This is a genomic window from Streptomyces panaciradicis, from assembly GCF_023516615.1.
Lineage (GTDB): Bacteria > Actinomycetota > Actinomycetes > Streptomycetales > Streptomycetaceae > Streptomyces > Streptomyces panaciradicis.
Genome location: NZ_JAMGBF010000014.1, coordinates 47,578 through 59,061, shown reverse-complemented (window position 1 = coordinate 59,061; position 11,484 = coordinate 47,578). Strand labels below are relative to the sequence as shown.

Below are 11,484 nucleotides of genomic sequence, written 5' to 3'. Positions count from 1 at the left end.
GGTACGGCGGATACGGGCGTTCACGATGAATCTCCTGTAGGTCACGACAGCGGGTGCTGCCTTTTCGGGGAAGGGGGGAAGTGAGGTTCAGAGGGGGCGCGACGGTGACCACCACGGGATGCGTGCCCTCAGGCGGGCCAGCATTCCCGCTCCGGTCGAGGCTGCGGCGACGGCCGCTACCGAAGGCGGTGCATTGGTGAAATGGGGCGCATGCGGCCTGCTCGTGGCCGCGACTACTCCGCTTGTTCCGAGCACCGGGACACCAGCAGTTCCGGTGCTCGGAAATCGCGGTGCAGCAATTGCCGGCACCCGTGCGAAAAGCATCAGCGGTGCAGGAATTTCGGACTGAAGAAGCAGCTCGTCGTTGTGCTTACGCGCCTTCACTGGCGCCAACTCCGTCGCAGCAACGGCCGCGAAAGCGGCCGCAGTGCCGCTGCCGACTGCCAGGCTTCGCCGGGTCCAGCCGGGGCGCTGCCGCGTCTTCTTCTCGTCACCCTTCACGTGGGGAATCCGACTCCGGCGGGCGGGCGGATTGGTCCATTACCCGATCGATTGAATTTTTTTCTCAGACCAATCCGCACCGGCCTCGGCTACGGATAGAAAAGATAAACATCGTCTTCCCTCGTTGCGCGCGTCAGCCGAGTTCCACTTTCTCAAGCAGGACCCGCCTCCGCGCCCATCCGTCGCCCGGTCCGCAACGGATCACCTATGAGAGACAAAAGAGGTGATCTGGCATGAAACCTCCCGCTGTGGCTGTCACCCTCACATCGACGGACGGCCTGAGCCCCGTACGTGGAGAAGTACGAGGGCAGCTCGCGCAGTGGGGCCGGTCCGACCTCGCCGAGGACTGCCTGCTGGTGGTGAGCGAGCTGGTCGGCAATGCCTTCGACCACGGCCGAGCGCCGGTCCGGCTGTCGCTGATGCTCCGGGGACAGGGTGGTGACCAGGTGCTCCGAATTCAGGTCACGGACCTGGGGCCGGGGTTCGACACCGAGTTGGTGAAGGCGAGGTGGAGGCATCCGTCCTTCGGCGGTCTGGGATCGGGCGGTCGTGGACTTCTGCTGGTCGACGCGCTCTGTCGCGCATGGGGTGAGAGGCACGACCGCGCGGGGCACACCGTTTGGGGCGACCTGCCCCGCGACACGACCTGACCGCGGTGTGAGGCCGGCCTCCGTACGCCTTTCGGCCCGGCAGGCAAGCAGTAGTCCTTCACCGGCGATCTGTGCCCCCCTGGGGAGGGTCACAGGGGCTGCTCTACGGCAACTGCCTGGTCCCTGCCGGGTCCGCCGGCTCTCGCTGATACGCGGTGAGCGTGAGTCGTCCGTCATCTGCCTCTGCGACGTTCACGGGCAGCATGCTGTCGCTGTCGAAGCTCAGGGTGAAGAGCGGATCGAGCGCCATCAGGAAGTCGAGACTCTCTCGGTCTTCCGCACTCAAGGCCGGTTCGAGGGTGGCGTCGCATGTCCAGGCGTCGCCGGTCACGCGGACTGCGACGCACATGCCGAACCGGGCCAGACAGGTCGACGGGTTGGCCCACCACTCAAGCATCGCGAAGCCCTCGTAGCTGTCCATCACCCAAGTATCGCGGGCATGTGGACGGGTCACGTGTCAGTGCCACAGCAGCTCCGGCGACGCCCTTGGCTCCTCCGAAGCGTGCCCCTCGTATCCGCTGCCGCCGCGCTCGCTCGGTCTTTCCCGTGGCCCTCCCGAGGCAGTGCCACACTGGATGCATGGCGGAGACGGACAGGCGACTCGCCCGGCGGCTGGAGACGGCGATCACGAGTCTGCTCGAGCGCCGCGCCGAGACGGCCTCCATCTGTCCGTCCGACGTGGCGCGCGAGGTCTACGAGGGTGACGACCAAGGCTGGCGGGCGCTGATGGAACCGGTCCGCCAGGCGGCATGGCGTCTGGTGGCGGTCGGCGAGGTCGAGGTGACCCAGGGCGGTCGGCCCGTCACGGAATCCGAGGCGCGCGGACCCATTCGTATCCGTCGCGCACGCCCGTAGTCCCGTCCCTTTCCTGCCGACCTGGGTGCCGGCCCGCAGAGGCACCCCTCACAACCTCACGACCTCACAACCCCGCGGTCTCACAACCCCACGGCAGGAGCTGGACGCGGGGCGGATATCGTGGCCGGCTCCCATGCCGCCGTGGTCCGCACGTAGGCGTAGATCACCGCGAGCATGGCCGAGAGAAGGACCGGTCCGAACAGCAAGGGGTACTGGGCCATGTGCACCGGCAGATACCGGTAGGACAGCAGAAGAGCCCCGAACACGGTCGCGCCGCCGACGACAAGTTGGACACCCGACCGGTCCCAGCCGCGGTCGTAGGCGCGTAGTCCCGCCTCGATGGTGAGCGTGAACACCACGCCGGCGATGATGTCAGCGCCGTAGTGGTATCCGAAGCCGAGGGTGGCGGCGAGGGTGCCGACGAGCCAGAAGGTGCCGGCGTGACGCAGGGCGGCCGGGCCCTTGCGGGTGTGGATGAAGATCGCGGTGGCCCACGCGGTGTGCAGGCTCGGCATGCAGTTGCGCGGCGTGAACTCGTCGAACGTCATGTGCTGCGGGGCACCGATCGAGGGCAGACTGTTCGGCCACACGTCGGCCACCGCCCACTGGGCGCTGGGCGGCATGTGGGGCGCCCAGAGGCTGATGCTCTCCCAATGCTCGGCACCGGTGCCGAAGGCGAAGACGGGACCGACCACCGGGAAGATCATGTAGAAGACCGGCCCGATGAGACCGATCACGAGGAACGTGCGCAGCAGATGGTGTCGCGGAAAGGAGCCGGTGGCGGCCACGTGCCGCAGTTGGAACAGCGCCACGAGGATTGCGGCTATCGCGAGCTGGCCGTAGATGAAGTCGAGGAAGTTGAAGCCGACAGGACCGAGGGCGGTGACGATCCGGCCCAGCATCCAGGAGGGGTTGCCCAGCGCATGATCGGCGGTCGCCACGTACTGGTCGAGCACCACGGGGCGGCTTCTGGCGGTGAGGAACAGCCAGGCATCGCCGGCCTTGCGGCCCGCCACCAGCAACAGGGCCAGTCCGACGCCCTTGAGCAGCAGCACGCGGTCGCGGCCGGTGCGGAAGGCGACGGCGTAGATCCCCCAGCCCAGAATCACCCACAGCGCGCCGCTGCCGAAGGGCTGGCCGTGCGGCACCTCGGCGCCGGCCACGTAGCGGACGACCCAGAAGACGGCGTCGATCCCGATCGCTGTGCTCAGCGCGATGAACCGCTGCCGCCAGGTGAGCACCACCATCATCAACGCCATGCCGCCGTACAGCAGCCCGCCCGACTTCGGCGGGAAAACAAGCTCTCGCGTCATAAGGGTGATCGGCCCCGACAGGCCATAGTGCCGTACGGCCAGTTCCAGTGCCGCCTGGAATCCGAGAACCATGACTGCCGCCACGGCCCAGGGTCTCACTCGCGCTTGTCGCCCTATGTCTATCAATGCTGACCACTTCATTGGTTGCCGACTACTCCACCCGTCTCGCTCACCTCCCCTGCCGTCCGTACGAGCGGCGAGGGAGGCTTCACAGACGTGCAAGGCGCTGGTTCGGTGTCGTTGCCGTTCCGTTCACCATGACGAACCCGTGAAGGCATGCGGATGGGGCATGTCAGGCCTGTCAGGCGTTGGAGGCGCACCGAGGACACCTTGCGTATGCAAACCGCTACGGCGCTACGAAGGGAGGTGCCGGCCCGCGTGACGCGGCCGCCGCTCTCGCACTACGGACGGATGCCCGTCTCCCCTGAGTCACTGCGCCCCCTAGATCGACACAGCGAAACACAGGAAATCCTCGCAGGTCAAGAATGGAACAGGCCCTGTGTTCAGTGGCCGCACGCCTCGATTCTGTGCGGAAGATGCCAGCTCGGGACCACCCCGAAACAGGCCATCGCCTGCCGCGGCCGGACGGTCCCGTCGGAAAAGGGACCTCTCCCCCGGCCGAGGTCTCACCCCTCGCTGATCTTGCCGGCGGCGAAGCGTGCGCCCTGCTCGACGCTGCCGTTGAGGTGGTAGGTCAGATGAGCGGCGCTGTTGCGGCCGTTGCCGCACACCGGGTCACCGGTGTTGCAGAACTCCTTGGCCTTGGCGCCGTAAAGATCGCTGGCCGAGGCGATGGTGCGGCCCGACAGCCGCAGGGGGTTGCCGAAGACGACGACCGCCTTGACGCGGTCGGCGAGCTGGGAAGGGATGGTACGGCCGGTGCCGAGCCGGGTGGGTATCCCGAGGGCGATGTCGGTGACGCTGCCGCCCTGGGAGTAGCCGCCCAGGACGAAGGCGGTGGCGGGGCAGTTCGACGCGATGGACTTGACGCGGTCGGTCATGTCGGTGGCGCCCGGCCCAGCGCTCGTCTGCGAGAAGTTCGCCGCGTAGTCGACGGCGTACGACGACACCGTCTTGCCCGGCAGGGCGCTCTTGAGGCCGTTCACCAGGGGAGTTCCCGTGATGCCCAGGCCCGGAGCCTCTCCGGTGCCGCGGGCGAAGACGACCTCGACGTCGGGGCACGGTGCCGCGGACGCCAGGGAGGGCAACAGGGAGATGCCGGCCGCGCTGAGCGCGCCGACGCCGGCGAGGGACACGAGGGTGAGGCGACGCCGTGACGCGTGACGGGACATGGGGCTCCTCTTTCTCAGGCGGTGGTACGAGCGCTCTGGACGCGAGGTGTCCGCCGAGCACCACAGCACCGTAGGAAGCGCCCCGCCCCACGCGTATCAGTGAAATCACCAGTGGGTCACCGGTGGCCCTCTGTTGGACATGCAGTCAGCAAAGCCGCCGAACGGGCCCGCGCGCGACGGCCGCTCGCTACGATCGGCACAGCAAGGCCACAGAGAACGGTGGTGCGCGTGGGGCATGAGTCACCTGGCACGAATCCCGACCGCCGAAGCGCTCTGTCTGCGCGCGGCGAGCAACTGCCGCCCCCGCAGGAGGAGATGCCACTCGGGCTTCGGCTCCTGCGCGACGGACCGGTCGCCGACGCCCACCATCTGCTCCTCCTCTCCTCCAAGACCCTGAGGACGACCGACGCCGTCCGCTCACGCGAAGCCGCTGTGCAGGCCTCGCTGGCCGCGTGGTCGGCCGGCGACCGCGAGGGTTACCTGGCGGCACTGGACGCGCTGCACCCTCCGGACGGCTCGCCGCCGACCGACCTTCTGGACGGATCACCGCCGACCCATCCTCGGGACCAAACACCACCGGCCCACCCTCCGGACCGAACACCGCCGGCCCGCGATTCGGACGGCTCGCCGCGCGCCCGCGACCCGCTCCCGGCAGACGTCGAGGGAACGGTCGACGCCTTCTGGCGGGCCTACAGCGACGGCATGCGCAGCGTGCTGCACGGTGACTTCGAGCATGCCGAGTCTCTGCTTCGCCCGGTGCTGAACGTGCTGAGCGCGCAGCACCAGCCCTCGCGGCTGCTGTCCGCGGGCACGATCGCACTGATCCTGGGCGACCTCGTGACGGCGCGGCAGGTCCTTGGCCAGGCACTGGCCACCGCCCGCTCCGAAGCGGTGCCGACTCTCCTGCCCCGCATCCTGGAACACCTCGCCTACGCCGAACTGCGCGCGGGCCGACACCACCAGGCCCGCGTCCACGCCGAAGCCGGTCTGGAGGCGGCCGCGGAGCATCCGCAGCGCAATGTGACGGCCGGTCTGTCCGCCGTCCTCGCCCTGGCCGCCTCCATCGCCGGAGACCCCGCCGCCGTCGCCGCTCACGCGCAGGCCGCCCTGAGCACCGCCCACGCCCATGAACTCAGCCAGGTGAGGACGCTCGCCGAATGGGCCAGGGCCCGCGCGGACCTCGGTCACGGCAACGCCGATCACGCCGCCGCGCGACTGGCCCCACTCGTCGGTGGAGGGCCTCGACAGGGCCATTTCGGCCTCCGGATGATGGTGGTCCCCTGCTACGTCGAGGCAGCGGTCCTCGCCGGTCACGACATCGACGCGCACCCGGACGTGGAACCCCTCCTCGGGCAGTACGCCCGGTGGGCCTCCCTGGGCGCGGACCCGCAGGCGCCCGCGATCGTGCTGCGCTGCCGCGCCCTGCTGGCGGGCGACGAGGACAGCGAGGCCCTCTTCACCTCGGCCCTGGCAGAGCACGAGAAGGTCGACAGCCCGTACGAGCATGCCCGTACCCATCTGGCGTACGGGATGTGGTTGCGCCGCCGACGCCGTCCCGGGGAAGCGCGCGCCCAACTACGCAGCGCCGTCATGGGGTTCGAACACTGCGGGGCCGACGTCTGGACACAGCAGGCCGACGCCGAACTCCGGGCGGCCGGGGAGACGCCGACGACCGTCCCCTCCCCCGCGTCCGGCACGCCACCGCTGCCCCATCTGACTCCGCAGCAGTTGCGCATCGCGCACTCTGTGGCCCAGGGCGCCACCAACCGGGAGGTGGCTCGCCAGCTGTCGATCAGCACCCGGACCGTCGAGTACCACCTGCGCAACATCTTCACCCAGCTCGGCGTACGCTCCCGGGTGGCCCTGGCCCGCCGGCTGGAGCCCTGACGGGCGTGGCCCGAGAGCGCGGCGGGGCGCGGGTCCCGCGGCGGCGGTACCGGGCTCAGCCCTCACGCGAGTGTCGGTGCCGACTGGCAGGATCCGCCGTATGACTTCCTCAGTGGCCGAGTCGTGGACTCGCATCGAAGCCCGGCTCGTGGACAACGCGCCCTCCACGTACGCCAAGTTGGCACCCCCGGCCGAGCGTGCGGCGATCGCCACCGCGGAAGTGGATCTCGGCCTGACATTCCCCACCGCCCTGACGGAATCGCTCCTCAGGCATGACGGCACAGCGTACGGCGTCTTGCTGCCGCCGTTCTGGGCGATGCTCAGTACGCGGGCCATCGTGGACGCCTGGAGGACGCGGACCGACATCCACGGGCAGGAACCCTCAGACGCCGAGGTGGGCGACGCCGAGCACGAGTACGGGCCGTGGTGGCACCGGCAGTGGATCCCCTTCGCCGCCGACGGGTCCGGCGACTACCTGGTGATCGATCAACGCCCCACCCGCAAGAGTGGACGGATCGGAGACGCCGATCACGAGGACGGCTGCCGCTTCGACCCGCATCCGATGTGGGCATCCTTGCCACGGCTGCTGCAGATGACGGCCACAGCACTCGAGACCGGTGATCTCTTGGACTGTTACGAACGAGTCGTCACCGACGCCGAGCTGACGTGGGATTTCTGACCGCTGGGCATCGCTACGGCAGCGCGAGGGCAATGTCCGGAGCCCCGCGACGTCTCCGTACTCGACGCCCGGCAGACGCAGCGTGCGCGATGGCAGAGGACCGCGACCAGGCCCCTCGTGGTCTCAGCCGAGGTGATCGCGTCGGCGGAGGACGCCAGACCGTACCTCGCCGCCTTTGCCCCCGCGGCGCCGCGGACCACACTGGAGCCATGGAATACGTCGGCCGGGTACCCGCGGCGCCGCTGGACCGGTTCATCGACGACCTCTACTGCCTGACCGGGGAGCCGCACCACCGGCTGATGAATGTCCCGCCGATGCCATCGGCCCACCTGTTCCTTCACCTGGACGGGCCCGTCCGCCTGTGGGACAGCGATCCCTCGGTGCCGCCCGCGGTGTTCACCGACGGATGGTTCATGGGCGTATGGACCCGGCGCTTCCTCTTCGAGTACCCCTCCCGGGTACGGCTGGTCGGGGTGCACTTCAAACCCTGGGGCATGCCGCCGTTCATCGACGTACCGACGGGCGAGCTGTGCAACCGATGGGCGCCGGTCGACGCCGTCTGGCAACGCTCCGTGGACCGGATGCGAAACCGGCTCGGCGACGCCGTGTCGCCCGCCGCCATCCTGCGGGTGCTGGAGGATGAGCTGCGGTCGCGACTCGCCCGGGCACCGGCCCGCGGCCTCGGCCTGGTCGTGCACACCGGCAACCGTCTCCAGGCCTCCCACGGCACGATCCCGGTCGGCGCACTGGCCGAGACCGCCGGGGTGAGCGGCAATCACCTGGCCCACCTCTTCAAGGCGCACGTCGGTGTCACCCCGAAGCGGATGGCCCGGATCTACCGCTTCGCACGGCTCATCCTTTCCGTGGACGCCCTGCGCCCGGTCGACTGGTCGCAGCTCGCACCCATGGCCGGCTACTTCGACCACGCCCACTTCAGCAGGGAGTTCGAGGAGTTCACCGGCCACACCCCGACGCAGTACCTGGCGCTCAGGCGCCGGTTCGCCGCCGAGCCGGAAGGCCCGCACGAAAGGGGCCCGATGCCCGCTGATTGATTTCTTACATGCCCGCGCCCCTCCCGCCGGGAAAGGATCGACCCGAGCACGCAGACAGACCTCTGGGAGGACCCATGGGCACGGTGATCATGCACAGCGTGGTGTCGGTGGACGGCTTCATCGCCGACGACAACGGCGACGTCGGTCCCCTTCACGAGTGGTACTTCAGCGGAGACGTCCCCATCACCGCCGGCGGTGACGAGCCTGCCGACCGCTCCGGGACCGCGAGCCGCATCAAGGTCTCCCCCGCCTCGGCGGAGTACGTCCGGTCGATGTGGGAGTCGATCGGCACCATAGTGATGGGCCGCACCCTCTTCGACCAGGTCAACGGCTGGGAGGGCAAGCCCCCCGCGGGCGATCACGTGGTCGTCGTCTCCCACCGGCCCAAACCGCCAGGCTGGCACCCCGAGGCCTCCTACCACTTCGTCGACGGCATCACGGCCGCGATCGACACGGCCCAGCGGCTCGCCGGAGACCGGACCGTCGCCGTGAACGCCGGCGACGTGGGTGCGCAGATCCTGGCAGCCGGACTCGTCGACGAAGTCGCCATGGACGTGGTCCCGGTGATCTTCGGCTCCGGCAGGCGCTACTTCGGCGTTATCGACGAGCAGCGTCTCCTCGACGACCCTCACGTGGTCATCCAAGGCGAGCGCGTGCTGCACCTGAAGTTCACGGTCCGCCGATAGAGATCCACAACGACCGGAATTACCTCAGGCCGCCGTTCGTACGCGTGTTTGATCTTGCGGGGAGAGGCAACACGAAAACCGACTCCTGCCCGCGGCCCCGGCACATCGACACAGCCGCGGACAGGCTCCCGTATCGGAGACCGGTGCGCGGGCGCACATCCCGCGCAGGGCGAGAGGTGGGTCGGTAATGACCGTGGCAACACAGCAGGGCGGCGGAGGAGGCTCCAGCGGTCTCTACGACGTACTGGAACTCATCCTCGACCGGGGACTGGTGATCGACGCGTTCATCCGCGTCTCCCTCGTCGGCATCGAGATACTCAAGATCGACGTCCGCGTCGTCGTCGCCAGCGTCGACACCTACCTGCGCTTCGCCGAAGCCTGCAACCGCCTCGACCTGGAATCAGGACCACGCAAACCCGCCGGCCTGACCGAACTTCCCGGCAAACTCATGGAATCCGGCGCCCGCGGCAAGACCAAAGGCGCCCTCTCCGGAGCCGCCGAGACCATCGCAGACGCCTTCCACCAGGCGCGCGAGGAAGGACGCCAGAAGTAGCAGCCCCGGCCCGCCTGCCCCGCGACGATCTACGACATGCCGGGCGGGCAGGACCGGTGGACGGGGCTGGCCAGCGCGGGTGACCAACCGCCTGAAGCAGTCTCGGTCGGTCGTCACCCCCTACCGGGAACATGCGGCTACGTCCTTCTCGGCTCCGCCACCGAGGCGGCCATCGCCATCTGGCCCCTCGCATGAGTTCCTACGCGACCCAGCAATAGACGCTCTGGTTCTGGCGCCGAGCGCTGCTGACGAGAGCAGCCAAGTCGCCCACGATCCCGTCGGCGATCTCGGTGTCGATGACCTGGCCGTCCTCCGCACGCACCTGAGCCCAGGCGGCGGCGACGTCACGCAACCTGGAATGCCCCGCGTCCGCAAGTGCAGCGGTCAGGCGAGGCGAGATCGCGAAGACGACGCACCCGTCGTTGTCTTGCCCAGCGACGATGCGAGGCTCACCGGCTTCGACGAGTTCCTCGAAGCTGCCGCCGGCCAGGAGGCATTCCCACTCGACCACGGCTTCTTCGGGATCGAAGTTGCCGAAGGAGAGCGACTCGAATGCCCGTCCCGGCCCAGTCCTGAGAGCCAGGCCCGCGGACGTGTCGTCCGGCGCCGCGAAGAACTTCACGATGATGCTCACCTGGGCATCATGCCCGACTGCCCACAGGCATGATCGACCGGACAAGGCCCCGGCTAGCCGTCCCCTGCGACAGGAGATACCTCGCCAAGGCCGGCGTCGGGGGCTGTGCTGAAGACCGCGGTCTGGATGTCGCGGATGACCTTGTCCAGGCGTACGGTCACGTCCATCACGGCCGTCTGGTGATCGGCCCGAAGCGCCGTGGCGAGGCTGTTGAGTGTCATGGTGATGGCGAAGACCTCCTTGATCGTGCGATCACGCAGCGCGGTGGCGATGCGTTCCCGGTCCTCCATCTGGTGCATGGCTTCCAAGTGGGCCCGCTGAGCGGCCACTTGCAGGGCAAGGGCAGCCTGGCCGGCGAACAGTGTCAGCATGTCCAGCTCGTGCTGATCGAAGGCCGGCTTGCCCTGCGTACGCGCCACGAAGAGAACCCCTGTGGTGTGCTGCCCTTCCGCCAGTGGCGCGATCATCACCGGACCGAGCCGGCCCGCGCCGGTATTGGACGGAGCGCCGCCGGGCAGGGGGGTGGCCATGCTGTCGCTGATCAGGGGGGTTCCCTCACGGTAGACCTGGCCGCACAGCGAGCTGTCCACAGGCAGCTGCAGGCCGGCGAGGCCCGTCGTGTGCGGCCCGGCCGGATCGCGCACCACGAGCATCGATGGACCGGGACCCGGCAGCGCGAGTGCGGCGATGTCCGCCCGCGCGACCTCACGGGCCCGCTCCGCGACCAGCCGCAGCACCTCATCCGGCTCTCGCCCCTGCAGCAGAGCTGTGGTGATCTCGGCGTGCGCCCGCTCCCAGGCATGCCGCTGCTCAGCCTGCAGGTGCAGGCGGCCCTGTTCGGCGTGCGCGGCCCGCAGCGCCTCGTTGAGCCGCTGCAACTCCTGGGCGCGCGCGAAGAGTTCCGCCTCCATCTCCTCGGCGCGACTCGCGCCGTCGGTTCCGCCGCGGGCACGGATGAACGCGGTGATCTCCTCCACCCGGTGCAGCAGCAGCACGACCTTGCCCTCGGCGTCCAGGACGGGGACGTTGACGGGGCTCCAGTACCGTTCCTCGAACACCCCGGGCTGTCCGGCCACCGGGATGTCGTACTTCTGCACGGCCATCGTGTCCGGGGCCCCCGTGGCCAGGACTCGGTTCAAGGAGGCACTCAGGTTTCGCGTCCCGTCCGCATGAGGGTCGTCGGGGTTGTCGGGAAACGCATCGAACAGGAATCGACCGAACAGATCCTCGAAGGAACGGCCGGTGGCTTCCAGATACGCCTGGTTCGCGTCGACGATCTCCAGATCCGTGGTCAGCACCAGGCACGGACTGGGGACAGCACCGAACACCGCTCTGAAGTCGATTTCCGCCCTGTCCATCGGCTCTCCCAGCGACTAACCATG

At 68.8% G+C, this 11,484-nt stretch carries 12 protein-coding genes; 7 read left to right on the top strand and 5 right to left on the bottom strand.

All coding sequences use genetic code 11. From position 1 onward, the window contains the following. The first annotated feature begins 734 nt into the window (after positions 1 to 734). Positions 735 to 1,151 (top strand): ATP-binding protein, encoded by a 417-nt coding sequence (locus tag M8J74_RS06135; protein ID WP_249835426.1) that lies wholly within the window; start codon positions 735 to 737, stop codon positions 1,149 to 1,151. A 103-nt stretch (positions 1,152 to 1,254) separates the two neighbouring features. Here M8J74_RS06135 and M8J74_RS06130 read toward each other — a convergent pair whose 3' ends face one another. Continuing rightward, on the bottom strand, positions 1,255 to 1,572 hold the full coding sequence (locus M8J74_RS06130; protein ID WP_249835425.1) for a hypothetical protein: 318 nt from the start codon (positions 1,570 to 1,572) through the stop codon (positions 1,255 to 1,257). A gap of 158 nt (positions 1,573 to 1,730) precedes the next feature. On the opposite strand from M8J74_RS06130, the gene M8J74_RS06125 reads away from it, so the two are divergent. Continuing rightward, positions 1,731 to 2,006: a DUF3253 domain-containing protein gene (locus M8J74_RS06125; RefSeq protein WP_249835424.1), complete on the top strand. Its 276-nt coding sequence runs from the start codon at positions 1,731 to 1,733 to the stop codon at positions 2,004 to 2,006. Between the two features lie 80 nt (positions 2,007 to 2,086). On the opposite strand, the gene M8J74_RS06120 is transcribed toward M8J74_RS06125, so the two are convergent. Both M8J74_RS06120 and M8J74_RS06115 read right to left on the bottom strand, forming a co-directional pair. Further along, positions 2,087 to 3,460, bottom strand: a complete 1,374-nt coding sequence (locus tag M8J74_RS06120) for a DUF5933 domain-containing protein (protein ID WP_283947842.1) — start codon at positions 3,458 to 3,460, stop codon at positions 2,087 to 2,089. A gap of 485 nt (positions 3,461 to 3,945) precedes the next feature. Then, complete coding sequence (locus M8J74_RS06115) at positions 3,946 to 4,611, bottom strand: cutinase family protein (RefSeq protein ID WP_249835422.1); 666 nt, start codon at positions 4,609 to 4,611, stop codon at positions 3,946 to 3,948. A 315-nt stretch (positions 4,612 to 4,926) separates the two neighbouring features. Here M8J74_RS06115 and M8J74_RS06110 point away from each other — a divergent pair, with 315 nt between their 5' ends. From M8J74_RS06110 to M8J74_RS06090, 5 genes are all read left to right on the top strand, one after another. Then, the gene (locus M8J74_RS06110; RefSeq protein WP_249835421.1) at positions 4,927 to 6,498 is read left to right on the top strand and encodes a helix-turn-helix domain-containing protein; all 1,572 of its coding nucleotides are present in this window, start codon (positions 4,927 to 4,929) and stop codon (positions 6,496 to 6,498) included. Positions 6,499 to 6,610: 112 nt separating this feature from the next. Beyond that, positions 6,611 to 7,177, top strand: coding sequence for an SMI1/KNR4 family protein (locus M8J74_RS06105; protein WP_249835420.1), 567 nt, complete (start codon positions 6,611 to 6,613; stop codon positions 7,175 to 7,177). A gap of 209 nt (positions 7,178 to 7,386) precedes the next feature. Then, positions 7,387 to 8,229: an AraC family transcriptional regulator gene (locus M8J74_RS06100; RefSeq protein ID WP_249835419.1), complete on the top strand. Its 843-nt coding sequence runs from the start codon at positions 7,387 to 7,389 to the stop codon at positions 8,227 to 8,229. A 74-nt stretch (positions 8,230 to 8,303) separates the two neighbouring features. Beyond that, positions 8,304 to 8,915, top strand: a complete 612-nt coding sequence (locus M8J74_RS06095; RefSeq protein ID WP_249835418.1) for a dihydrofolate reductase family protein — start codon at positions 8,304 to 8,306, stop codon at positions 8,913 to 8,915. Positions 8,916 to 9,102: 187 nt separating this feature from the next. Continuing rightward, a complete protein-coding gene (locus M8J74_RS06090) occupies positions 9,103 to 9,468 on the top strand; it encodes a gas vesicle structural protein GvpA (RefSeq protein WP_058927639.1) in 366 nt (121 codons plus the stop codon). Positions 9,469 to 9,667: 199 nt separating this feature from the next. Here M8J74_RS06090 and M8J74_RS06085 read toward each other — a convergent pair whose 3' ends face one another. Both M8J74_RS06085 and M8J74_RS06080 read right to left on the bottom strand, forming a co-directional pair. Next, positions 9,668 to 10,102: a hypothetical protein gene (locus tag M8J74_RS06085; RefSeq protein WP_249835417.1), complete on the bottom strand. Its 435-nt coding sequence runs from the start codon at positions 10,100 to 10,102 to the stop codon at positions 9,668 to 9,670. Between the two features lie 53 nt (positions 10,103 to 10,155). Next, entirely contained in the window at positions 10,156 to 11,460 is a 1,305-nt protein-coding gene (locus M8J74_RS06080) for a GAF domain-containing protein (RefSeq protein WP_249835416.1), read from the bottom strand. Positions 11,461 to 11,484 lie beyond the last annotated feature (24 nt).